The 24,046-nt window shown below is 57.9% G+C and carries 19 protein-coding genes and 1 riboswitch; of the genes, 11 read left to right on the top strand and 8 right to left on the bottom strand.

What is annotated here, in order from left to right; translation table 11 throughout:
- The first annotated feature begins 18 nt into the window (after positions 1-18).
- The 3 genes from GT003_RS04415 (at position 19) to GT003_RS04405 (ending at position 2,772) form a co-directional block, all read left to right on the top strand.
- A complete protein-coding gene (locus tag GT003_RS04415; protein WP_161694856.1) occupies positions 19-306 on the top strand; it encodes a hypothetical protein in 288 nt (95 codons plus the stop codon).
- Between the two features lie 114 nt (positions 307-420).
- Complete coding sequence (locus GT003_RS04410; protein ID WP_161694854.1) at positions 421-1,029, top strand: thymidine kinase; 609 nt, start codon at positions 421-423, stop codon at positions 1,027-1,029.
- A 276-nt stretch (positions 1,030-1,305) separates the two neighbouring features.
- Complete coding sequence (locus GT003_RS04405) at positions 1,306-2,772, top strand: DHA2 family efflux MFS transporter permease subunit (protein WP_161694851.1); 1,467 nt, start codon at positions 1,306-1,308, stop codon at positions 2,770-2,772.
- Between the two features lie 302 nt (positions 2,773-3,074).
- Here the strand turns inward: GT003_RS04405 and GT003_RS04400 are convergent, their stop codons facing one another.
- Positions 3,075-3,779: an SDR family oxidoreductase gene (locus GT003_RS04400; protein WP_161694849.1), complete on the bottom strand. Its 705-nt coding sequence runs from the start codon at positions 3,777-3,779 to the stop codon at positions 3,075-3,077.
- 338 nt (positions 3,780-4,117) lie between these two features.
- Between GT003_RS04400 and GT003_RS32105 the strand changes: the two genes are divergently transcribed.
- Entirely contained in the window at positions 4,118-4,288 is a 171-nt protein-coding gene (locus GT003_RS32105) for a hypothetical protein (RefSeq protein ID WP_170312128.1), read from the top strand.
- A gap of 242 nt (positions 4,289-4,530) precedes the next feature.
- Here GT003_RS32105 and GT003_RS04395 read toward each other — a convergent pair whose 3' ends face one another.
- From GT003_RS04395 to GT003_RS04375, 5 genes are all read right to left on the bottom strand, one after another.
- A complete protein-coding gene (locus GT003_RS04395) occupies positions 4,531-5,073 on the bottom strand; it encodes a DUF1697 domain-containing protein (RefSeq protein WP_161694847.1) in 543 nt (180 codons plus the stop codon).
- A 93-nt stretch (positions 5,074-5,166) separates the two neighbouring features.
- Complete coding sequence (locus tag GT003_RS04390; protein ID WP_161694845.1) at positions 5,167-6,141, bottom strand: EamA family transporter; 975 nt, start codon at positions 6,139-6,141, stop codon at positions 5,167-5,169.
- Positions 6,142-6,222: 81 nt separating this feature from the next.
- Positions 6,223-6,319: riboswitch (purine riboswitch) on the bottom strand.
- A gap of 74 nt (positions 6,320-6,393) precedes the next feature.
- Positions 6,394-7,581 (bottom strand): glucosaminidase domain-containing protein, encoded by a 1,188-nt coding sequence (locus GT003_RS04385; RefSeq protein ID WP_161694843.1) that lies wholly within the window; start codon positions 7,579-7,581, stop codon positions 6,394-6,396.
- 203 nt (positions 7,582-7,784) lie between these two features.
- Positions 7,785-8,213, bottom strand: a complete 429-nt coding sequence (locus GT003_RS04380) for a DUF2203 domain-containing protein (protein WP_161694841.1) — start codon at positions 8,211-8,213, stop codon at positions 7,785-7,787.
- Positions 8,214-8,373: 160 nt separating this feature from the next.
- Positions 8,374-9,345, bottom strand: a complete 972-nt coding sequence (locus tag GT003_RS04375) for a Gfo/Idh/MocA family oxidoreductase (RefSeq protein WP_161694839.1) — start codon at positions 9,343-9,345, stop codon at positions 8,374-8,376.
- A gap of 195 nt (positions 9,346-9,540) precedes the next feature.
- Here GT003_RS04375 and GT003_RS04370 point away from each other — a divergent pair, with 195 nt between their 5' ends.
- The 6 genes from GT003_RS04370 to GT003_RS04345 all read left to right on the top strand — a co-directional run bounded on the left by GT003_RS04370 (position 9,541) and on the right by GT003_RS04345 (position 20,783).
- Entirely contained in the window at positions 9,541-10,098 is a 558-nt protein-coding gene (locus tag GT003_RS04370) for a superoxide dismutase family protein (protein ID WP_161694837.1), read from the top strand.
- A gap of 173 nt (positions 10,099-10,271) precedes the next feature.
- Positions 10,272-10,727: a cupin domain-containing protein gene (locus GT003_RS04365; protein WP_161695305.1), complete on the top strand. Its 456-nt coding sequence runs from the start codon at positions 10,272-10,274 to the stop codon at positions 10,725-10,727.
- Between the two features lie 231 nt (positions 10,728-10,958).
- Positions 10,959-11,477 (top strand): C40 family peptidase, encoded by a 519-nt coding sequence (locus tag GT003_RS04360; RefSeq protein ID WP_420831380.1) that lies wholly within the window; start codon positions 10,959-10,961, stop codon positions 11,475-11,477.
- A 211-nt stretch (positions 11,478-11,688) separates the two neighbouring features.
- Positions 11,689-12,327 carry a methyltransferase domain-containing protein gene (locus GT003_RS04355; protein WP_161694835.1) on the top strand — a complete coding sequence of 213 codons (639 nt, stop codon included), beginning with the start codon at positions 11,689-11,691 and terminating at the stop codon, positions 12,325-12,327.
- 66 nt (positions 12,328-12,393) lie between these two features.
- The gene (locus tag GT003_RS04350) at positions 12,394-19,107 is read left to right on the top strand and encodes a DUF7507 domain-containing protein (protein ID WP_161694833.1); all 6,714 of its coding nucleotides are present in this window, start codon (positions 12,394-12,396) and stop codon (positions 19,105-19,107) included.
- Positions 19,104-20,783, top strand: coding sequence for a DUF11 domain-containing protein (locus GT003_RS04345; RefSeq protein ID WP_161694831.1), 1,680 nt, complete (start codon positions 19,104-19,106; stop codon positions 20,781-20,783). Before GT003_RS04350 ends, GT003_RS04345 begins: the two co-directional genes overlap by 4 nt.
- An 85-nt stretch (positions 20,784-20,868) precedes the next feature.
- On the opposite strand, the gene GT003_RS04340 is transcribed toward GT003_RS04345, so the two are convergent.
- Entirely contained in the window at positions 20,869-21,894 is a 1,026-nt protein-coding gene (locus tag GT003_RS04340) for a TIGR03943 family putative permease subunit (protein ID WP_161694829.1), read from the bottom strand.
- Complete coding sequence (locus tag GT003_RS04335; protein WP_161694827.1) at positions 21,891-22,805, bottom strand: permease; 915 nt, start codon at positions 22,803-22,805, stop codon at positions 21,891-21,893. Before GT003_RS04335 ends, GT003_RS04340 begins: the two co-directional genes overlap by 4 nt.
- A 176-nt stretch (positions 22,806-22,981) precedes the next feature.
- Between GT003_RS04335 and GT003_RS04330 the strand changes: the two genes are divergently transcribed.
- Positions 22,982-23,809 (top strand): exonuclease domain-containing protein, encoded by an 828-nt coding sequence (locus GT003_RS04330; RefSeq protein WP_161694825.1) that lies wholly within the window; start codon positions 22,982-22,984, stop codon positions 23,807-23,809.
- Positions 23,810-24,046 lie beyond the last annotated feature (237 nt).

Here is a 24,046-nt window from a genome sequence, read left to right as displayed (position 1 = left end):
GCGGGGAGGTGATTTCAAATGACATTCGCACTTACGGATTGGATGCTGTATTCGATGTGGGTCGTGCTCGGAGCCATGGGGCTCAATTTCCTGCTCGGTCTCTATCAATCGCTTAAAAACAGCACGTTTTCGAGCGACTTGATTACGAAGTATCTCACGGATCTCCTGATGCTCGTATTCCCGTTGTTCCTGCTTGCCGGCATGACCGTCTTCGACAAAACCGACTGGATTATGGAAACAGCTTACTACATTGGCGCTTTCGGTGTCGTCGTCAAATATCTGATGGATCTGAAGGGCAAATTGTAAACGCCTACAGGACAGCCGCCGGTTTCCGGCGGCTGTTTCTTTTTGGCCCGGCGCCTTGCCAGCGGCGATTAAATCTGTACAATAAGGAAAGACATCATGCTGAGGAGAGGTTCCATGGCACAGCTCTATTACAAATACGGCACAATGAACAGCGGCAAGTCGTTCGAGATCATCAAAGTCGCCCACAATTACGAGGAGCAAGGCAAACGAGTGCTCATCTACTCCCCTTCCTTCAGCGCCAGAGGCACGGCGCAGCTGGTCGGCTCGCGCGTCGGCTTCGAGCGGGAAGCGATACCGGTGGAAGAGGATACCGACCTGTACGAGAACGTCAAATCCCATCTGTCCTCGTCGGGTCCCAAGCAGATCTACTGCATCCTCATCGACGAAGCGCAGTTTTTGAAGAAGCATCATATCCTGTCGCTCACGCGCGTCGTCGACGAGTTGAATATTCCCGTTATGGCATTCGGGCTGAAGAACGATTTTCAGAACCAGCTCTTCGAGGGCAGCTATAACCTGCTGATCCAGGCGGACAAGATCGAGGAAATCAAAACGATCTGCTGGTACTGCGACCGCAAAGCGACGATGGTCATCCGCTTCCGCGACGGCAAGCCGGTCAACTCCGGCGAGCAGATCCAGATCGGCGGCAACGAAGACTACAAGCCGGTCTGCAGGCGCTGTTGGAATCAGGCGTTTCAGGTAGTCGACACGAAGCTGGAGCCCTGACTGCGGTTCAGGCTTCGGCAGGTCATTCATTCTGCAAGCTGCGTCATTCGAAAGGCGCGAAAATCCGAGGCCAATTGTCTGTTCGCAGACGGTTGGTTTTTTTGTGCCGAAAGGTATGCTATCCGCTCGCTACGCTATGGAAGCACGTTCAAAAATGCAGCTTGCAAGTCGGCCACATAGCGCGTCCATAAGCAAGGCTGACAAGCCGAATTTTTCTTTTGACTTCCTGATCACGCAGCTATAAAGTGGAAACAAATAGAAATTTAGGAGGCTTTTATGTCCGCCATACGCTCCAAATCCGCCGAGCTGCCTTACACTTCGATGCGTCAATTAGCAGGCCCTCTTATCGCCATTATCGTCGGTATCTTCATGGTCATCCTGGACAGCACGGCCGTGAACGTAGCGGTTCCCAAGCTGGTCGACGATTTCCACAGCAAGCTCGAAACCGTCCAGTGGACCATTACCGGTTACGCATTGGCGCAGGCTGCCGTCATACCTCTGGCAGGCTGGATGACGGACCGGTTCGGTTCGAAGCAAATTTTCATTCTATCGCTTATTCTGTTCACGCTCGGTTCCATTCTGTGCGCGACCGCGCAAACCGTCGACCAGCTCATCCTTTACCGGGTGCTTCAAGGGCTTGGCGGCGGCATGGTGAGTCCGATCGCCTTTGCGATGACCTACCGGTTCAGTCCGCCGGAGAAAGCAGGTTCGATCATGGGCTTGATGGGCATGCCGATTCTGCTCGCCCCCGCGCTTGGCCCGATCATCTCCGGCTATCTGGTCGATTACGTGGAATGGGAATGGATCTTCCTGATCAACATTCCGGTCGGCATCGTCGGCGTCATTCTCTGCGCGCTGCTTCTCCCGAAGCTGCCGAAGAAAACCTCGACCTCGCTGGACATGCTCGGCATCATTCTGGGGCCGCTGGCCTTCTCGGGATTGTCTTACGGTCTTAGCGAGGGCTCGACGAGCTGGACTTCGAGCAAAACGATTATCGGTCTCATCGTCGGCGTCGTCGCGCTCGCCGCCTTCATTATCGTCGAGCTTACGCGGAAGAAAGAGCCGCTGCTGGAGCTGCGCGTCTTCCGCTCCTCGCTCTTTACCCGCGGCATTCTGATTCAATGGGTGCTGCAGTTCGTGATGTTCGGCATTATCTTCTCCGTGCCGTTCTTCATGCAGAAGCTGATGGGCATGTCCGCATTCGACGCGGGCATGTGGACCTTGCCGCAAGCGATCGCGGCAGGCGTGTTCATGCCGATCGGCGGACGGCTCTACGACCGTATCGGGGCAAGGCCGCTCGTGCTGGCCGGTCTCGCCATCGTCGGCGTCGGCGCGTTCCTGATCGCCCAGATCGACCCGCATGACAGCGCATGGCAGTTCTTCCTGCCTCGCGCGATGCTCGGCATGGGAATGGGGCTGTCGTTCCTCGCGCTCAACACCCATCTGATTCAATCGGCGCCCAGCAATCTCGTCAGCCGCGTCACCTCGCTCACGAGCGCCGCGCAGCAGGTGGTCACGTCGTTCTCGGTGGCAGGCCTGACGACGATCATCGCGAACCGCACGTCGCATTACGTATCCGCCGGGGAGAAGCCGATGCCGGATGCGATGTCGCATGGGTTCCACGATGCGTATCTCGTGCTCGTCGGATTGGCCGCGTTCGGCATCCTATGCGCGGCCACGTTGAGACGGCCGAAGACGGATCATGCGAACGCACCTGTCGCGCATTCGGTAGATATGGGATAACGGCAGCATGGAAAAAGCGTTCCGAGCAGCAGCTCGGAACGCTTTTTTATTGACTAGCATGACTTTGCATGATGGCTGTTCCGAGCTGGATGCGGAGCCGAACATCGCGGTTGCGTCAAGATCGGCCCGCGAGCTTCTCTTGCTTGGGACTGAGCCATGGTTACATATAAGCGCATCTCTTCCGCATGAAACCCCGTTCGACATATCCGCAGTTCCCGCACCATGAAGACTCGAAATAAAAAAAGCCGAGGTTCCCTGAAGCTAATCAGGAAAACCACGGCTGCCATTCATGAAAGGCTGCTTTAGATTGGCAATTCCAACCCTGCAGGGCTGACGAATCCGTATTTTTTGACCTTCAGCGGCCGTACGCGCTCCAGCAGACCGATCAGCTGTTCCGCCGATTGAACGGGATCGCCAGGCGCCTGATCGCCGCCCATATCGGTTCTGATCCAGCCCGGATGGATGGCTAGCACTTGGAATCCTTGAGGCTCCAGCTCTTTGCGCAGCTTCTCGGACAGATAGGTAAGCGCGGCCTTCGACACCCCGTAAGGGTAATCGCCGCCGCTGGCCGACGCATAGGAACCCGCATCGGACGAAATATTCATGATGGACGGCAAGGAGGCCTTGCGGAGGAATGGAAGCAGCGCTTGGATCATCTTGACCGGGCCGAAAAAATTCGTATCGAACGACGCTGCCAAGTCTTGCAGATCCATGGACTCGATGCCGTGATCCCGCCCGCGCAGGATGGCCGCATTGTTCACGAGCGCATCGATGGATGCTTCGCGGTCATGGAGCAGCGAAGCAAAAGCTTCGATCGACGCATCGTCGACCACGTCCAGCTCGACGAGCTCGATCGATGCACGAAGTTTCGCATCCAGTCTATCGAACCTCGATTCGGCCTCCTGCCTGTTGCGAACGCCGGCGAGAATCTGATGTCCTCGGCCAGCCGCGGCGACCGCAAGCTCGTATCCTAATCCACGGCTTGCACCTGTAATGACGATTCTCATAAACTATCATGCTCCTCTCCGATCGCTTTCCATTCTAAGTATAACGCTTTCATGAGGTGAAAAGCCAATCGGCCGGATCCGCTAAATTACACCAGCAAAGGGGCATTCACGTACCGCCAAGCGGACGATCGCGGCCGGCAGCGGAGCTTTACTGCACTGCACGATTTTAAGGACTGCCGCAGGTCCCGCTGCAGCCGTCCGAGCCGTCGGGCAGGCCGCCGTAATCAGCTGCAGGATGAAATGAAGAAATCGTGAAGACGTATAAAACCGGCCTACGCATGGGCATTATAGCTTTTGTTGCCAAAAGCAGCCATAAGATCAGCTAAGGAGGTGTACCCATGTCGAATAATCAAAATCAAGTTTCCAAAGCAGACGTGCAGTCTTCGGAGTTGAACAAACTGCCTGTGCCTGGTCAGGAAGACACGGAGTTCTCCGCTGAAGAAGCAGCAGAAGCGTTCGAGAACAACCAGTCGGCGAACCACTCCGCACAGAACGAAGAGCAGGAATAAAAGCATAAATGGAACTCCCGGGCGGAATCCCCCTCTGCCCTGCTCGTGCCGACAAACGTACCGCTCTTATATCCGGCTTCGCTTCCGGATAATCGGATTGGAACAGCAAAGAAGCCTCCCGGCATGCCGGGAGGCTTCTTCGCGCGATAACTTTTCATTTTTCAGATTTGCCAGTTTTGACGCCAAGCGGATCGCATGCTGCCAGCATTACTCCGTGCTTAATCCCGGCAAATTGCCCGCGTTTACGATTTCAACGCCTCGATCATCGCTTGCAGCTTCAGCACCGTGTTCCAGTTGCGCGTCGTTGTACCGTCTCCGAGCTTGGCGATACTGCCGGCCAGCTTGGAATCCAACACGCTTTGCCCATAGTGGCAATAAAGCGCCGTGCCTTCCGCATGATATCGGTCCCGATCAGAGATACTGGCATTCAGTTTCTCGAGCTGCTTCTCCGTAATCGGCTCGTGCAATACGGTAAGATGAACGCTCTTCCCTTCCGCGCTGGCTTCTTCGGCATAGGGACAGCCCTCGACGATGGCATTCAGCTCGGACTCCGTGCGGACCATTACTTTCGTTACGATGCCCGATACGCGCGTTATTGCAGCTTCGATATCCGCTCTCAGCTGCTGTGCATCCTTATCCGATTGAAGCACGATATTGCCGCTTTGAATGTACGTCTGGACGCGCTCCAAGCCGCTTGCTTCGAGCTCGCGCTTCAAATCCGCCATGGGCAGCTTATTCTTCCCTCCGACGTTGATACCTCGAATAAGCGCAATAAAGTTCGTCATTGCCACAGCCACTCCATTCTCTCCAGCTTGCCATTATGATTCCACTATACCGCGGCGGCATTTGGATGACAATGAAATGAAGCATAAGCGATATTACGCCCTGCGGCTGTGGACGTAGCCTTTTGCCCTCGTACGCGGGCGCCGCTTGACGAGCTCCGGCAGCGCGACGCCGAGCAATACGAGCACGACGCCGACCCACTGCAGCGTGCTGACGCGCTCATGCAGAACGATCGCCGACAGCATGACGGCAACCGGCAACTCGGAAGCGCCGAGAATGGCGGCCATGCCTTCGCCGATATGCGGAACGCCTGCGGCGAACAGCACCGGCGGGATAAAGGCGCCGAATAGGCCGAGAAGCAAACCGAACAACAGCAAATGACCCCAAATCAACCCGTTAAACAGGAAGACCGGCGGAAACAGAATGAAGACGAGAATCAGTCCGCCGGTAATCATCCAGGCGCTGCGGTACGCGGGCTCCGCGGCAGGCACGGCCTTTCCGCTGAATAGGACGAACAGGGAATAGCTCACGGCCGCGAGCAGGCCTAGAACGACGCCGAGGGCATCGAAATGGCTCAAGCCTTGGTCCAGAATGCCGGCCGCGAGCAGCGTTCCCCCGAACAGGACGGCAAGCGTCACCAGCATCAGATTGCTAGGCCGTTTGCGATTCCGGAGCGCGTGCATAAGCACGCCCATCCATGTGAATTGGAACAAGAGGATAATGGCTAGCGAATTCGGGATATAGCGCAGCGACTGGTAATACAAAAGACCGGTCAAGGCTGTCGGCATGCCGGCGGACATCAGCAGCAGGCGCTGCTTCCAGGTTAATCCGGGCCGCATCGTTGCTCCGGCGGCCGAATTGCCGCCGGCGGAATGCGGTACCGCATTCCGCTTGCGCGCCGAGTGCATTTTCGTGAATAAGGCCAGCAGCCAGGACAATGCGAATCCGACCAACAGCTGCGAGCCGACCACCTCGCCCAATTGATAACCTTGGCCGTATGCCTTTACGACGATCGTAGATAAAATGCCGTAGCTGACGGCACCCAGAAATACGGCAATTGCATACTTCATTTATAAATTGACCCCTCTCTTGAGCTGGCAGTCCGGTCATGCGGACGCAAAAAAACTTCCTAACCGCAAATATGGAATCCGACTGGGATCGTCCATATTCGTAGTTAGGAAGTTACGGCTTCCTGTAGAAACCCCCGCCCTGCTGCGAGGCTATACGAATGAAATTCGAACTGCTACAAATGCTCACTTCTCGAAATATTACATGACGAGTGAGATCCTGTCAACCGCATTTTGCACCCATTTTGGATCACGTCAGGTCAGCTTCCCGAAGTCGCCCCGCATGATCGTTCGGACATGCCCTGCCCATAATCCATTGGCAGGACAATATTTTCGCGCGACTTTTTCGATCGTCGTAAATCCTTTTTCGACGTAATTGTCGTTGATGAGTTGTCCGAATTTCCGGATGCTGTCCCCCTTGGTCGCGAAGCTGAACGCCTTTTTGCGCGCATTGCCGGTGACGGCGTTTAATCCGAACAGATTGTTCTTCGTACGGGACAGCGTGCTCTTGCCGTTACCGCTCTCCAGCTTCATGACGGCGATCGTAAAGAACGCATTAATGCCATATTGCTTCTCTACGCCGAGGATGACCTCCTCGAGTCCCAAACCTTGCAGCTTCGTTCCCTTCAACAAGGCGGCGATATGCCCCTTCGTCAGACCGGAATCGGACATGACCTTCGAGGTCGGCTTCCGTGGATCGCCCGCCTCATTCACGGCGGATCCGGCTGCGGTGTCGTTATGGACGGCCAGCTTCGTCACGCCGGCTTTCGTTTGCGCGGCTTGCTTCGCTTGGATCGGGGCGGCTGCGGCTTTATCCGAGCCCATGAGCGCCGCGGCGCCGGTCGAGGCGGCCAGCGAAGCGGCAGCCCCGGCTGCGGACGATACGGCTTGCTTCCCGGCAAGTTCGCCTGTCACCGGCACGGCATAGCCGCCGTGTACGTAACCTCCGCCTTCCAGCGTCAGCCAGCCGTTCTCGTTCCGGGCTTTCACCTTCAGCAGCGTGCCCATCTTCACCGCCTTCAGGATTTTGGACTCGGCATTCGGCAAGGCGCGGACATTGAGGTAATACGAAGTTACTTTATATGTAGGGATGATTTTCGCAACGGGAGGCGCGCTGACCTTCTCGGTAACGACCGGAACGATCTTAGTCGCGGGAATGGCTGGGTTGGAAGAGGCAGCCGAAGCAGCCGTAGCCGTAGGGGATTTGGGTATGACCGTGACGGGCTGAAAGCCGGATTTCGAGGATAATGGGTGTTCGGCGGCATACCCGCCGGCAGGCACGGTCCATGTTTTCGTTTTGAGCCATGACGGGTAATTAACGTCTGCAGCATGGTTATTCGACGACACGCTATTCATGGACAGATTGAACGAGAAGAATAACGACGCGAGAAGCGCCGCGACAATCATATAAGCCACTGCATTCCACTGGAGACTCCGAGACATTGAAACACCTCTTCCTAGGATTTTTAGGGCCTTTCCGATATAGGTTAGATTGTAAAGGCTGTCAACTGAAAAGCATGTCAAAGCTTCTGTAAGAAACGTATGATCTTTTGTCGACGGACATGCCTCTTCTGACGAAACAAAAAGAAGCCTGATTGCTCAGGCTCCTTAAATGAGAAATTTCCAATCTTTTTTCACAACTGCTGTCAATTCGTCAAACCCGCGTCAGGATAACGTTTGCGGCCCATATAGCCGTCATCGTAGCCATGATAATGAGTCGCTTGCTCCTCTCCTTGCTTCCAACAGATTAGAATTTCCTCACCATTGAGAATCGAAGGGAAATCGATCAGTCCGGGATTGATCATTTTGAGCAGCACGCCCTGGCGTTCGAAGTTGCCGACAGCGAGCTCTACTTCCATCCGCATGAATTCCAGCTGGCTTTCCAGCTCGAAGAACGGGTCTTTTCCGTCGCCGTTCGCCGGCAGCATGCCTTCGCGTTGCTTTTCCTTCAGCTGCGCCAACAGCTCGAATTTCATTTCGAATTGCTGCGTCAGCAATTGAAGCTTGATTAATTCTTCCTGCAGCCGAGGCAGCAGGCGATTCGCTTCTTCTAATGTAAAGGTAACCGGCTTCATCGCATCCATCCACTCCTTACAGCCAAGTTTACTGTATATCGACACAAAATGCCATTCTGCGGCGGTCCTCCGAAAGGATCATTTCGCACGAAAACGAACGCAAAAAAGCCGGAGACTCCGTCAAGGAGCCTCCGGCCGTTCAACCGCGAAGGAGTGCGGATTACACGCTTGCGAGCGGCGCGTAACCTGCTGCTTCGTAGATCATCTCCGATAATTTGACGACCTTCAAGGCGAATTCGCCCGGAACCAGCACTTCATGCCGGCCAAGGATGGCATCCACGAAGCTCTTGTCCTGGTTCGTCGTCGCTTGAGGAAGCTCCGGCGTCACATGCTCCTGTCCCTTGCGGCGAAGCGTGATTTTGCCGTTATCGAAGAAGATGCCGCCCGTCTCGCCGCAGAAGACGAACGTTTCATGCCAGCATGGCGCATTGCCCACGAGATTGAGACCGGCGACCGCGCCTTCCGCGAACCGAATGGAAGTGAACGTGTCGATCTCGACCGGCGTGCCGTGCATTTGCAGCTGCGGCTTCACTTCGATCGGCGTAAGGCCCGTCGTCCAGAGCAGCACGTCGATGATATGGCTGCCGGAATCCATCAGGAAGCCTCCGCCGGACAATGCGGGATTCTGCCGCCACGAGCCGACCGTTCCGACCTGCCATTCCTGGTAGAGGGAAGCGGTGATCGACGTGAGCTTGCCGATTTCCCCGCGGGCGATCGCATCCCGGATGTACAGATATTCGGGTTGAAAATGCCGCTGGTACGACACCTGCATGATTTTGCCGGCATCCTCGGCGATCTGAATCAATTGACCGGCTTCGACGGAAGAGCAGGTCATCGGCTTCTCGATCATGACATGCAAGCCTTTGTGAAGCGCGTCGCTGGCCTGCTGGAAATGCAGCGTATGCGGCGAACAGATAATGACCGCGTCCACTTCCCCGGAGTCCAGCAAATCCCGGTAATCCGCATACGTATGTACGCCGCTCAGACCGTGTTTCTCGATAAAGCTGTTCCTGTTCTGCTCGCTCGTATCCGCGAGCGCCGTAATGACCGCTTCCGGCAGTTCCTGCAGCTGACGGGCGTGCCAGCCCGCGATGCCGCCCGTTCCAATAAAACCGATGCGAATTGCGTTCACCTGTTTCGCCTCCCGATGAGTGAAAGATAGCGCTATCATCACTAAAGTAGCATACTTTGCAGGTCCGACCAATCCAATATTACGCCAAGTTCGGAAGCGTCTGCCAAAAAAAGATGTTTGCCGAACGCCAATGCAGGAAATGATAAACGGGAAACACGACTACTCGGAGCTCAACACAGGAGGATGATTCCCGATATGAAACAAGCACGATTTTGGAAAGGAACGGCCGCTTGCGCGTTGATCGCCGGCATTGCGGCGGTAAACCCGCTTCATGCGCTGGCGAGCGACCACCATATGCAGCAAGCGCCGCAGGTGACGGTCAAGCTGATCAATACCAAAGGCGAAGAGATCGGCACCGCTTCCCTCACGCAGAAGAACGATTCCGTCATGGTCCGCGTGGAGGCGAGCAAGCTGACGCCCGGCGAACACGGACTGCACTTCCATCAGGTCGGCAAATGCGAGGTGCCCGACTTCAAAACCGCAGGCGCGCACTTCAATCCCGCCGACAGGCAGCATGGCTTCAATAATCCGAAGGGCTTCCATAACGGAGATCTTCCTAATTTGAAGGCGGACGCCGGCGGCAATGCCAAGGCCGAATTCGAGACGAAAGTCGTGACGCTGGCAAAGGGACAGCCGAATTCGCTTCTGAAAGACGGCGGATCCTCCCTCGTCATTCACGATAAAGCCGACGACTACGTGACCGATCCATCCGGCAATTCCGGCGATCGGATCGCCTGCGGGGTTATTCAATAACAATTGTTGCGTTTACACCATTGCGAAGCCGTGGCCCAGGAATCAACTGCCATGGCTTCTTTCGTTTACTTCAAGAGCAAAATCGGCTACATTGATACTATTATAGAGATTGAGATAGAGATCGCTAGAGAGATTCGCATTGGATGAGGAGACTGGACAAACGCATGAGCAACTTGACGAAAGAATTATCCCCTTGGGTAAAAGCATTGGACCTCGCCCCGCACCCGGAAGGCGGCTGGTACAAAGAGCTGTGGAAGGCATCGTTCGAAATTCCGCGCGACGTGCTTGGCGGCTCCTATTCCGGTGCGCGGGCTGCGGCCACGTCGATCTACTTCGTGCTTCACCCCGATGAAGCTTCCGAATGGCACACGGTATTATCCGATGAGCTGTGGCTGTGGCATTCCGGAAGTCCGCTGCTGCTGACGCTCGGCGGCACGGAGGAACAACCGCATGCGACCGAAGAAATCGTCATCGGTCCCGACATTGCGAACGGCCAGCATCCGCAGGCACTCGTTCCCGCAACCGTATGGCAGAAGGCGAAGCCGCTGGGCGATGAACCCGTACTTGTCTCCTGCGTCGTGGCGCCAGGCTTCCATTATGATGACTTTAAACTCATTGACCGTAAATGAATTAGGCCATTAGGCCCATAAAAAGCCAATCAGGGATAAACCTGGTTGGCTTTCTAATTGTCAACCCCTGTTTCATGAGGTATTTCTCATAATTTTCTAACAAACGGCGTTTCCCCCTTGGTAGGCAAGGAATTCCTCTTACATTGGTAAATGGTGGCATGTTTAGGCGTGATATAGTAGTTTTCGAGAAGACGTCCAAGCAGAAATAACCAACCACTAGGAGGAATTCAGTTGATCACACCTAAGAAACGCATCTCTCATAAAATCCTATCCCTCACACTTGGCCTTGCGATCGCTTGCACGGGCGGAGCGATGACGTTAGCGCCGCACGAGACGCAGGCAGCTTCCGTGTCCGCATCGTCGTCCAAGACCTCGCTTGCGAGCAAAATCACGGCCACGGGCAAAAAATATATGGGCGTGCCGTACAAATTCGGTGCGAAAGCCGGCATCACGAGCGCTTTCGACTGCTCGTCCTTTATCCAATATATCTTCAAGAAGAACGGCATCAGCCTCCCGCGTTCGTCCAAGTCGCAATCGAAGGTCGGCGTGAGGGTATCCAAGAGCAATCTGCGTGCCGGCGATCTCGTATTCTCGGACACGAACGGCGACGGCATCATTAACCATGTCAGCCTGTATATCGGCAACGGCAAGCTGCTTCATACCTACCGCGTAGGCGTCGGCGTGACGATTTCCACGTTCAAAGGCAGCACGTGGGACCACAGATTCGTAACCGCCCGCAGGGTCCTGTAAGCATCCGCGGACGTCAGATGAAGCATTTCGTTAAATAGAAAGCATCTTTCTAGCCCCCTATTTCCGCTCTCGAGCGTAGTAGGGGGTTTCGTCGTGCGGATGATTGGATCAACGGCACCGTTTTTGGCGAGAATGGGCAAGCGTATAATCGTCCATCAGCGGCTATCCATACACTGAAGAAAGGAGTCGATCCCCCAGGGAGGCGAATGCAATGAAACTCGATATCGGCTGCGGCTCGTTTAAACGTCCGGATTATTACGGCATCGACCGCCTGTCGCTGCCCGGTATCAATTTGGTCAGCGACTTGAACGAAGCGCTTCCGTTTCCCGATCATTCCGTCACGTCGGTCGCGGTTTGCCGCATGCTTCCGTATGTGGATAATCTCGCGTTTACCCTCGCTGAGCTGTACCGGATCAGCAAACACGGCGCAATCCTTACGCTTCTCTGTCCGTACGCGCATCATTTCCGCCACAGCTCCAATCCTTATTTGAAGCACCGATTCGATGAACATACCCCTCGCTACTTAACCAACCGTTTCATGCAGCCCGAAGAAGGCGCTGCTTGTCCGCCGCTTGCCCCTTACGATTACGTACCCGCGCTCCCCTATGATTTCCGGCTGCTGCATATGGAATTATTTTATGAGCCCGCTTATAGCCCCCCGCTCTATGAGCCTGACGAGCTCGAGATGTTGAAGGAGCTGCAAGCGAATGTCGTGAGCGAGATCCTCTACCGATTCGTCGTCGTCAAAGGCCAGCTCAGCCTCGGCGCATGGCAAGAACTATGCCAGACCTCGTATTCGGAGCCCCTCGCCGTCCAGCAGATCAGAAGCCGCCTGCAAGAAAAGACATAAACTTCTCATCCGCGATTTTTCTGCATATGCTCCTATAGTGCATTCGGTAATCGACACGCTTAGGGGGTGAGGAACATTGCTCTCGTAGTACGGGCTACGGTTAATATAACCGGCGCCATCACCTTCACCGGCAATACGCTCGGACTCAGCCGCTCTACGACGGAGGGCGTACCCGGTACCCAGGACAGCATTGGCGCATTCTCCACGACCAATACCGCCCTTCAGTTCGGGACCTATCCTGCCGGGACCACGAATAATTACCTGATCAACAACGCGAATGCGATTCTGACGATGCCCGCCGGCAGCACCGTCGTCTACGCCGAGTTGATCTGGGGCGGCACGTATCTCGTTCCCGGCGTCAATCTGACGGGGGCAATCAATAACCCCGTCACGCTGAGGCTGCCGAACAATGTCAGTTCGAGCATCAGTCCCGACCCCGCGACGAGCAACAACTACGATCTGGGCTCCGGCGCGCTTGGCTATACGCGTTCCGCGAACGTCACGACCCTGATCCAGCAAGGCGGGGCCGGCACCTACAACGTAGGCGGCGTCGTCGGAACGATCGCCCTTACCGATCCGACCGCCAATCATGCGGGCTGGACGCTCGGGGTTATCTATTCCAACCCGGCCCTGCCGTTTCGCAACATGTCGCTGCGAGCGGGCGCCGTGCTCATTCAGGCTGCTTCCGGTCCCGTCAACACGACCATAACGGGCTTCGCCACGCCGGTTTCCGGCGCGCTAGGCGGCCGGGCGCTGCTAAGCGGCCAGGAAGGAGATGCCAACCGAACCGGCGACCAAGCGCTGTTCGGGCCGACGGCGGCATCGCTCGTCGCGCTGTCGGGTCCGAACAATTTTGCGGCCAACTTCTTCGCTTCGCAGATCAACAACGATTCGGGCAATCTCGACACGACGGGAACCTTCGGGAACCGCAACCAAGTGAACGGCGCGCCGGGCACCAATATCATCGGCGGCCGCCAAGGCTGGGACATCACCAACGTGGACGTGTCCGCCCGGCTCGTCAACAACCAGTCGTCCGCGGTGCTCCAGCTGACGACATCCGGCGATGCGTATGTCGTCAACGGGCTCGCGCTCCAGATCAACATCAATTCGCCGACGATCGCCGTTTCCAAGAGCGCGAACACGACGAGCACCATAATCGGCGACCAAATCACGTATACCGTCACCGTCAGCAATACAGGCAACGCGAGCGCCACGAGCGTCGTCGTCAGCGATGCGCTGCCGTCCGGCTCCGCGTTCGTCGCCGGAAGCGTCGTCGTCGCCGGCGTTCCAAGACCGACCGCCAATATTACGGCTGGCGTTGCCATCGGTACGTTAGCCTTCGGCACCTCTGTCACGCTTACATACAAGGCCAACGTGACCTCGCTGCCCAGCTCGCAGCAAATTTCCAACACCGCCAACGCGGCGTTTACGTTCCAGAGCGTCGCGGGCGGAGATATCATCACCGGCGTCATCCCGTCGAATACCGTCAATACGCCTGTTTACGCTCCCGTTCTGACCATGACCAAGAGCGCCAACACCGCCAATGCATCCGTCGGCTCCACCGTCACCTATACGATCTTGGTCGCGAACTCCGGCAGCATCGGGGCGACGACGACGCTGACGGACAACATTCCCGCGGGCAGTACCTTCGTGCCGAACAGCTTCACCGTCAATGGCGTCGTGCAGCCCGGCGCCAATCCGGCAGTCGGCGTCCCGATCGGGCTCGTTCCCGCGGGCGGCTCACGAACGGTGACGTTTCAGGTGCTCGTGAACGCGCTGCCGACGCCGCCTCAACTGACGGACCAAGCCACGGCCGCGTACTCGTACAGTCCGCCCGACGGCCGGACGCTGAACGGCAGCGCGGCGTCCAACACGCTGGTACTGCCCGTCAGCCTGCCGAACGTCACTACGGCGAAAAGCGTCAATCGCACGGCAACGACCGTCGGGGATACCGTCACGTTCACGTCGGTCCTGTCCAATTCAGGCGTTGCCGCCGTGACGAACGTGGTGTTTACGGATGCGATTCCGCCGGGCTCAAGCTTCGTCGCCGGGTCCGTGACCGTCAATGGAGTCGCGCAGCCGAGCGCCGTTCCTTCTGCGGGCATTTCCGTCGGCACCATCGCGCCAAGCAGCTCGGTAACGGTCGTATTCCAAGTGCTCGTGAACGCGCTGCCCAATCCGGCGCAGCTCGACAACCGTTCCACCTCTTCGTACAGCTCGGGGACGTTTACCGGCGTATCGTTGTCCAATCTCGTGAGCGTCCCCGTTTTTCTGCCGGTCATCGCCGCGCAGAAAACAGCCAGCCTGACGCAGGCGACCGTCGGCGATACGATCACGTATACGTTCGCGGTCCAGAATACCGGCAATTTCCCTGCCTCGCTGACCTTGACGGACGCTCTGCCCGCCGGAACGACCTATGTCGCGAACAGCATCACGGTCAACGGTTCGCCGAGACCGGGGCAAACGCCGCAAACCGGGATTACCGTCGGGACGGTTAACGCCGGCGCTTCGGCAACGGTCGCCTTCTCGGTTCTGCTGCAGTCGCTGCCGAACCCGCCGAACCTCGTGAACCAGGCGGCTGTCGGATATGCTTATACGCTCCCGGACGGCCGTCCGTTTAGCGGAAGCATCAACTCGAATACGGTCTCGATTCCGGCTTCCACGCCGAACGTGACCGTCGCCAAAAGCGCAAGCGAAGCGGTTGCCGCCGTCGGCGACGAAATTACGTATACGCTTGTCGTGAGCAATAACGGCATCGAGGCGGTCAATCAGGTCATCGTCTCGGATCCGATACCGGACGGCTCGCAATTCGTCTCCGGAAGCGTATTGATCAACGGCGTGCCTTCGCCTTCCGCCAATCCGGCAGCGGGCGTCTCCGTCGGGTCCATCGCTCCATCGGCTTCCGTAACGCTGTCATTCAGGGTGATCGTGAGCTCGATTCCGTCCTCGGGCACGCTGAGCAATCGCGGCGCGGTCAGCTTTACGTCGGGTGCATTCAACGGTTCGTCATTCTCGGGCACCATCGTCATTCCCGTCTTCCAAGCGATAATATCGGTGGCGAAGAGCGCGAATCGGACGGCAGCGACGCTCGGCGACACGGTGGTCTATACCCTGCTGCTGCAGAATTCCGGCAATATCGCGGCATCGGTCAACCTGACGGACAATATTCCGGCCGGCACGACGTTCACGACGAACTCGGTCCAGGTGAACGGCACGCCGCTGCCAGGAACGAATCCTGCTGCAGGCATTCCGATCGCATCGATTCCGGCGGCGGGATCGGCCGTCGTCACGTTCGAAGTCACCGTCGATTCGCTGCCGAATCCGCAGCAGCTCGTCAACCAGGCGGCGGCGGCATTCGCCTACACGCTCTCGAACGGCAGAATCATCAACGGCTCCGCTTCTTCGAACACCGTCGCCATTCCCGTCTCGGCGCCCAATGTCTCCGTCGTCTTGAGCACGGCGGCCATCGACGCCGTAACCGGCGACACGATCACTTATGTAGGCGTCGTGACGAACAACGGCATCGCCACGGTCAACAACGTCACTTTCGTCGGCCCCTCGATTCCCGGCACGACCTTCGTTCCCGGCAGCGTCACGGTGAACGGAATTGCAAGACCACAGGCGGATGCAACCGCCGGCATTCTGATCGGTTCCTTGGCGCCTGGCGCCTTTGCGACCGTAACCTATGGGGTGATGATAACAATGCCTGTGTCCGATCAGATCGTTAATCAGTCGACCGTCAGCTTCACGTCCGGCGCTTTCTCGGCCACGTCTTCCTCGAACGTGACCACGACGCCGATCATCCAGCCGATCATCGGCTTGGTCAAGTCGGGAAGCACGGCCAACGCCAGCGTCGGCGATACCGTGACGTTCACGATCGCGGTAAGCAATACCGGCAATATCGCGGCAACCGTCATACTGACGGATACGGTGCCGCCGACATCCGCCTTCGTGCCGAACAGCGTCATCGTCGGCGGCGTTCCGCAGCCTGGCGCCACTCCCGGCGGCGGTATCAATGTCGGAACCGTTAATCCGGACAGTACCGTATTCGTCATGTTCTCCGTCGTCATCAACTCCTTGCCGAACCCTCAGTTTCTCGTGAACCAGGCGTCCGCCTCCTATACGTTTACGCCGCCGGACGGAAGGGTGCTGACGCGGACGCAGCTGTCCAACACCTTATCGATTCCGGTCTCGTCGCCGAATGTCAGCGCCGTCAAGTCGTCGACTTCGACCGCCGTGTCGATCGGCGACATCATCCCGTATAACGTGCTCATCACGAATACCGGGATTGCGCCCGTCACGAATACCGTTTTCTTAGACGGCATTCCCGCCGGCACTGCTTTCGTGCCGGACAGCGTAACCTTGAACGGCGTCGTCATTCCGGGCGCCAATCCCGCGCTCGGCGTCAACGTCGGCACGATCCCGAGCGGGGGCAGCGTGCCGGTCACATTCTCCTTGATCGTCACATCCGTTCCGACGCCGGCAGCGATCACGAATCAGGCGACCGTCACCTTCAGCTCGGGCGCCTTCTCGGGCATCACGTTCTCGAACGGCGTATCCATTCCCGTCTATCAGCCGGTTATCAGCGCGGTCAAAACGGCCAGCACGACCAATGCTACGGTCGGCGATACGGTCACGTACACGATCGCCGTATCGAATACCGGCAACTATCCCGCATTCAATACGTTGACCGATACGATCGATCCATCCGTCTCCTTCGTGCCGAACAGCGTGATCGTCAACGGAGCGCCGCAGCCGGGCACGGATCCCGTTACGGGTATACCGCTCGGCGTAATCAACCCGGCTTCAACCACGACCGCAACGTTCTCCGTCGTCATCAATTCGCTTCCGGCCGGCCAGCAGCTCTCGAATCAGGCGACGACCGCTTTCGTGTACATTCTTCCGGACGGCCGCACGTTGAACGGCTCGTCGCTCTCGAACACGCTGTCGTTCCCGGTATCTCCGCCGGATGTCGGCGTCGTCAAGAGCACGCCAAGCACCGCGCTGACAATCGGCGATACGCTGACGTACAACATTGCCGTATCGAACAGCGGCATCGCGCCCGTCGACAATGTCATTTTCTCAGATCCGATTCCGCCAGGGACGGCATTCCTGACGGGCAGCGTCACGGTCAATGGCGTTGCCGTGCCTGCCGCCAATCCGGCGGCGGGATTCTCGCTCAACTCCATTCCTGCAGGGGACACGGTGCCCGTGACCTTCAGCGTTACCGTGACCGCCGTTCCGGAAGGCGGCTTGGTCAGCAACCGATCGTCGGTCAGCTTCACGTCCGGCGTCTTCGCGGCCGTCACCTTCTCCAACACGGTCACGACACCGGTCTACCAGCCGGTCATTACGCTTGCGAAAACGACGCTGACGAGCGTCGCCAGCGTCGGCGGCAGCATCGTCTACTCGGTCGTCGCGACGAACAGCGGGAATTATCCGGCCGCGGTAACCATCTTGGATAATACGCCGGATGGAACGTCGTTCATCCCGAACAGCGTCGTGGTCGGCGGCAGCCCGCAGGCCGGAGCCGACCCGGCGGTCGGGTTCAGCATCGGCACGCTCGCGGCCGGAGCCAGCATCACGACGACGTTCGAATATCTGATCAATACGCTGCCCGCGGGGCAGCAGCTGGTCAACCAGGCAACGGGCAATTATTTATATACCCTGCCGGACACGCGGTCATTCTCGGGCACGTCGTTGTCCAACACGCTCACGGTTCCGGTCAGCTCGCCGAACATTACGGTCTTCAAGAGCACGACTTCGACGGATGCCGTTATCGGCGACGTCGTGACGTATGTAAGCCTCGTGACGAACGTCAGCGTCGCAACGGTGAACAGCGCGGTGCTCTCGGATATCGTGCCTGCAGGCACGTCCTTCGTTCCGGGGAGCGTCCTCGTCGGCGGCAGCCCGCGGCCGGCCGACAACCCGGCCTCCGGTATCGCGCTCGGCGCGCTTGCTCCGGGGGCATCCGTCACCGTGTCGTTCGATGTGTCGATCGCCTCTCTCCCGGCCAGCGGCTTGATCACCAATACGTCTACGGTCAGCTTCACGTCCGGCGCTTTCTCGGGCACGAGCTCATCCAATGCCGTCACGACGCCCGTGTATAATCCGATTCTGGCGGTGCTCAAGAGCGCAAGCACGGCGAATGCCACCGTCGGCGACACGATCACCTACATGCTGGACGTCACGAATACCGGCAATATCGCGGCAACCGTCACGATATTCGATACCGTGCCGACCGGCGCCGTGTTCGTGCCGAACAGCGTTACCGTCGGAGGCGTGCCGCAGCCCGGCGCCGATCCGACGTCCGGCATCCTGGTCGGCAGCGTCCCGCCGGGCACGACGGTCCATGTCATCGTCACGCTGCAGGTAACGGTCGACGCGCTGCCGTCGCCGCAGCAGCTGGCCAACCAAGCGACGGCCACCTACTCGTTCTCGCCGCCTGACGGGCGCACGCTGACCGGTTCCGTGCTTTCGAATACGGTCATCATTCCCGTCTCTTCGCCGAACGTCACGGCCGTCAAGTCGACCGATGCGATCGATGCCGTCAGCGGCGATACGATTACCTACACCATCGTCGTTACGAACAACGGCATCTCGCCAGTCAATAGCGTCACCGTCGTCGATCCGGTTCCGGCAGGCGTCACCTTCATCGCGGGCAGCGTTAGCGTAAACGGCGTTCCCGCGCCTACGGCTAATCCGAACAGCGGCATTAATGTAGGAACCATCGCCGCCGGCGCCTCCTCCATCGTCCAATTCCAGGTGCTCGTGTCATGATCGAGGGCGAAAGCCTGCCGCAGACGATTCGCAACCAGTCCGTCGTCACCTTCCATTCCGGTACGGTGACGAGCTTCTCGTATTCCAATATCGTCAATACGGTCATCAACGGCCCGAGCATCGCGATCGTCAAATCGTCCGATATGGCGCAAGCCGGGCTGTCGCTGCCCGTAACGTTCCGCATCGCGGTCAGCAACAGCGGCAATCGGGCCGCGAACGTAACCGTATATGACAGCCCGCCTCCCGGTACGTCGTTCGTCGCGAACAGCGTGCTGGTTAACGGATCGCCCGTGCCCGGCATCACGCCGGGTGCCGGCATTCCGCTTGGGGAGGTGAATCCGGGCGCGTTCTATACGATCGTTTTCCAGCTGATTCTGACGGTCGTCCCTCCGTCCGGGCGGATCGAGAACCAAGCCCGCGCGGACTATGAATTCAGGACCTTGGATGATCGCGTCATTAACGGGTCGGTCATGTCCAACGTCGTATCCGTGCCCGTGACCGCGCTTGCGGTCAGTCTGGTCAAAAGCGTCTCGAGCGCGGTTACGTACGTTGGGGATATGATCACGTACAGCGTTACGGCATCCAACGAAGGTTCGGAGCCGCTCCGGCAGTGCGTGCTGCTCGATCCGCTGCCTGCGGGCACGAGCTTCGTCCCCGGAAGCGTGACGATCGGCGGAATACGCAATCCTTCCGTGTCGCCGAATACCGGCATTCCGCTTGGCACGATCGAGCCCGGAGCCGTCAAGCAGATCCGATTCAACGCCGTCGTGCTTGACGTCCCGGTCCAAACGCGGCTGACGAACCGTGCAAGGCTTGCGTTCCATTACGGCCAATTCGAACAATCGGCGGAGTCCAATGCCGTTACGGCCATCGTGTCGGGTCCCGCCTTGGACGCGATCATCAGCGTCGAGCCCGGTTTGGCCACGATTGGCGACACGTTGAAATACGCCGTCGTGATTACCAATACCGGTTCGCTCGAGACGAGCATCATCGCCAGAGACTTGATTCCGTACGGCACGTCTTACGTGCAGGGTACCGCGGCTTTGAACGGCCGCGTCCTCCCCGGCGCCGACCCGGTTAACGGGATCCCGCTCGGTCCGCTTCCGCCCGGCATCACGTATACGCTCACCTTCGACGTCATCGTGACGCGCGTCGTCCTGCAGCCGCTTCAGCCCGCCATCGACAACCGAGCCGTCCTTGAATACGGCTTCCGGCTTCCCGACGGCATGGCCGTGACCGATACGCTCGCGACGAATACCGTTACGGTACGCCTCGTCCTGCCCGTTATTGCCGTTCACCTGGCCGTTAACCCGCAGCTCGTCGAAGCCGGCGGAACATTCTACGCCGAGGTGCGAATCACGAATACCGGCAATTATCCCGCAGACGTCACGCTGATCGATTTCGTCCCTGACGAAACCTCGCTTGAACCGGGCAGCGCGTACGTAAACGGGCGGTTGACGCCGGGCGACGCAGAAAGCGGCATACCGGTCGGCATACTTTCGCCGGATGAAACGGCGACCATCGCCTATCGACTTCTGGTGGATCTGCATCCTTATCAGTATCGAATCCGTTTCCGCGTCCGTGCCGCTTACCGATTCGCGGTTCATACCGCCTATGCGGACGCTTCCGTGTATTCCAACGAAGCGACGGTTCGCATCGAGTCTCACGAAGAATAGCATTCGCGCGAAAAATCGCACAAGAAAGGCGCAGCGCTCCGATCGAGGAGCACTGCGCCTTTCTGCTGCGATGAAGCATGAACGATCAAGCCCGATAGACGTAAGGATCCTTCGGCTTCGGAATGCCCGTCCATTCCTTCACCTCGAGCACGGGAAGCGTCTGCTTGAACGGCTGGTAGAATTCCGAGCCGAGCTTGCCGGTCACATGGACCCACTGATCATTCTCGAACGATTGTCCTTCCGGAAACGTCACCAGCATCCCGAATACGCCGGAATCGGCCACGCAGTGGATAAATCCGAATCGGAAGACGAAATACGAGTTGCCTTTCGCCTGTTCGCCTTTATAAATAAATCCGTCAAAGCTGAGCGTCCGGCCGAGGAACGCATCCGGATAATTGTAGAGCGCCTCCAGCCCTTTCAGGAAATTGGCGTCCGTCAACCGCACGTCCTTGGCCGACTCGAATTCGCTTAGTTCCTTCTTGGATACCTTGGCGTAGCCCTGCTTGCCGTAGAAGACGCTCGTATCCGGCTTCAGAAACTGGTGGAAGCCCGGATTGTCGGCCGACACGTTGAAATCGGGAAACGAGAAGCCTTTCGCCTTCACGAAGCTGGAATCCAGCGTTTGCACGGGCAGGATAAATCCGGTCAACAGCGGGAAAATTAAGATCCCGTAGCCGAGATACCTTTTCCATCGGACGGGCTGCTCATGGGAGTGGCCGTGATGGCTGTGTCCTTCGCGACCGTGGCCCGCTATATCGTGATAATGATCATGGCCGTGATGATCATGCCCGTTATGGCGGTGGTGACCATGTTCATGACCGTGATCGTGAGAGTTATTCGGGGCATGGCCAAGCTCGTCTTCAGGTTCGCCATGCGCGCCGCCCTCGGCGTTCATGCGCTCCGCCGCAGCCTGTGCCGCCTTGCGCTTGGCTGCTTCCTTCTCCTTCGCGTACAGCCGCACGAATTCGAAGACGAACAAGATGGCCAGCAGCACGATCGCGCTTTCCGACAAGTAGGCGTATTTGGTGTTGATGTATTTGTTCAAATTGCCGTTCAAGTTCATCATCAGGAACAGACAGCCGAAGCCGGCCAATACATACAGTCGGATCATCCGAACAGCCTCCCCACAAGCAGCGATACGCCAAGCGTGCTAGCGACAACGAGCCCGATCAGCACGAGCACGAACCTGCCGCGGAAGACGCCGAGCAGCATGAGCGTATTCTTGATATCGATCATCGGACCGAAGACGAGAAAAGCCGACAGCGCCCCGATCGAGAACGTGCTGCGAAACGACGAGGCGATGAACGCGTCCGCTTCCGAACAGAGCGACATGACGAACGCGAGCACGATCATGACGAGCGAAGCGGTCACGGGATTGCCGCCCAGCTTCATCAGCGACGACGTCGGAATGAACGTCTGCATCGAAGCGGCGATGAAGGCACCGAGCACCAAATATTTGCCGACCGAGAAAAATTCATCGATCGCATGCAGCATGACGTCGTACAACCGGCGGTGCATCGGTATGCGGCTTACGGCCGTCATGGACGCATCCGCGCCGGCGGCAATCTCCGGCATGGCATCCTCATGCAGCCGCATCGGCAGCTTCGGGTACAGGAAAGACAGGATGATTGCCGTTACGTAAGCGACGACGATCGCCGCTCCTCCGCGCACGAGCACCATATGCCAGTCGTTGCCGAACGCGATATACGTGGCGAAGAGCACGATCGGATTAATGATCGGACCGGTCAGCATGAACGCGATGCCGGCATGCAGCGGCACGCCTTTCTTCAGGAGCCGCCGCGTGATGGGCACGATGCCGCATTCGCAGGCAGGGAACAACAAACCGACGCCGCAGCCGAGCAGCGAGGCCGCGTACCGGTTGCGAGGCATGACGCGCGCGATCCAGCGCTCCGACAGGAACGTCTGTATCAGTCCGGAGACGATGACGCCGAGAAGTATGAACGGGATCGCTTCCATGATCATACTGAGAAAAATCGTATTAAGCTGTAAAAATGTGACCACGAAATACCTCCGAGACAAAGTCCCCTAGTCTCTCTATTTCCCTCATTATCTATCATTCCGTCGGCAAAATCCAATGACGCTTCTGCGTCCGAACGCGATCCGCATATTGCACCGCGACAACGCTCGCGGTTATCTGTTAGAATGGAGAGCGACATCATTGAGCGGAGGAAACGAACGTGGACTACATCATACTCGATATCGAATTCAACGGAAGAAAATTTGCCAGCGACCTGCCGATGGAGGTCATTGAGATCGGCGCGGTCCGACTGGATGCGGAGCTTCGTCAGACCGGCCAGTTCACCTCGCTCGTCAAACCGGTCTATTTTGCCAAGCTGAACGACTTCATTCAGAAGAAAACCGGCATCCCGCAGGAAGGCATCGATGCGGCGGCCGGCTTCCCGGCCGTCATTGCCGATTTTCTGGCATGGCTCGGACCGCGCGAAGAGCTGCTGATCGTGACATGGGGCGGCGAAGATATGAAACGAATCGTCTTCGACACGCGAATGCACGGCTTGGACGATGCCTATTGGCTGGAGGTCGACTATTACGACTTGCTGAAAGGCTATATTCAGCACAAGGGCGTCACGAACGACGTGAGCGTGGAGAACGCGCTCGCCGAGCTCGGAATCAGCGGCGACGACAATCAAGCCCACCGGGCGCTCGACGACGCCAGAATGACGGCGGAAATCTTCCGGGCGGTGTTCCCGCACCTGAACTTCGACCGCATTCAACGCTATGTCGACGTCTTCTCCAACGCCAAGGAGCGCAAGCTGGTGAAGAACGCGATCCGCATCATCGCCGCGCAGAAAGTGACGCCGACGTGGGCGCTCATCGTGGAGCATGTGCTGACCGGCAAGATCGCGACGGACGACGCGCGCAAAATGGCGGAGCTCGAAGCGGTGTTCGAGGCCGAAATGGCAAAGCCGCAGCGTAAGCCGAAGCCGGCGGCACCGCAGCCGGAACCGAAGCCGGACCCGCAGCCACAGACGCAGCAGGACGATTAAGCGATCCAAAATAAGGCGCGGGAAACCGGCATCGCCGCGCTAACGCCGAACAGGGATGGAGCCGAGAAACGGCTCCATCCCTTTTTCGTAAACTTTGATCGATGAGGCAGCGCTTCTTGCGCCGGTTCGGCTGCCGCTCCGCTGGGTGTATGCCGGACCTACTGCAGTTCTTGCTCCGAATTCGCTGCTTTTCCGCCAATGTATCGCAACCGGCGCGCCTCTTGCTCTAGCGAACTC

The sequence above is a fragment of the Paenibacillus sacheonensis genome (assembly GCF_009909195.1).
Classification (GTDB): domain Bacteria; phylum Bacillota; class Bacilli; order Paenibacillales; family Paenibacillaceae; genus Paenibacillus_Z; species Paenibacillus_Z sacheonensis.
Note: the sequence above shows the minus strand (reverse complement) of the source record. Positions and strands in the feature narration are given on the sequence as shown.

What these genes read in the sequence shown, in the direction of transcription:
- GT003_RS04380 (WP_161694841.1), bottom strand. Translation starts at nt 8,213, where the DNA reads ATGAAGCCGGTTACCTTTACATTAGAAGAAGCGAATCGCCTGCTGCCT.
- GT003_RS04390 (WP_161694845.1), bottom strand. Translation starts at nt 6,141, where the DNA reads ATGAAGTATGCAATTGCCGTATTTCTGGGTGCCGTCAGCTACGGCATT.
- GT003_RS04370 (WP_161694837.1), top strand. Translation starts at nt 9,541, where the DNA reads ATGAAACAAGCACGATTTTGGAAAGGAACGGCCGCTTGCGCGTTGATC.
- GT003_RS04345 (WP_161694831.1), top strand. Translation starts at nt 19,104, where the DNA reads ATGATCGAGGGCGAAAGCCTGCCGCAGACGATTCGCAACCAGTCCGTC.
- GT003_RS04410 (WP_161694854.1), top strand. Translation starts at nt 421, where the DNA reads ATGGCACAGCTCTATTACAAATACGGCACAATGAACAGCGGCAAGTCG.
- GT003_RS32105 (WP_170312128.1), top strand. Translation starts at nt 4,118, where the DNA reads ATGTCGAATAATCAAAATCAAGTTTCCAAAGCAGACGTGCAGTCTTCG.
- GT003_RS04340 (WP_161694829.1), bottom strand. Translation starts at nt 21,894, where the DNA reads ATGATCCGACTGTATGTATTGGCCGGCTTCGGCTGTCTGTTCCTGATG.
- GT003_RS04355 (WP_161694835.1), top strand. Translation starts at nt 11,689, where the DNA reads ATGAAACTCGATATCGGCTGCGGCTCGTTTAAACGTCCGGATTATTAC.
- GT003_RS04400 (WP_161694849.1), bottom strand. Translation starts at nt 3,779, where the DNA reads ATGAGAATCGTCATTACAGGTGCAAGCCGTGGATTAGGATACGAGCTT.
- GT003_RS04415 (WP_161694856.1), top strand. Translation starts at nt 19, where the DNA reads ATGACATTCGCACTTACGGATTGGATGCTGTATTCGATGTGGGTCGTG.
- GT003_RS04395 (WP_161694847.1), bottom strand. Translation starts at nt 5,073, where the DNA reads ATGACGAACTTTATTGCGCTTATTCGAGGTATCAACGTCGGAGGGAAG.
- GT003_RS04405 (WP_161694851.1), top strand. Translation starts at nt 1,306, where the DNA reads ATGTCCGCCATACGCTCCAAATCCGCCGAGCTGCCTTACACTTCGATG.
- GT003_RS04385 (WP_161694843.1), bottom strand. Translation starts at nt 7,581, where the DNA reads ATGTCTCGGAGTCTCCAGTGGAATGCAGTGGCTTATATGATTGTCGCG.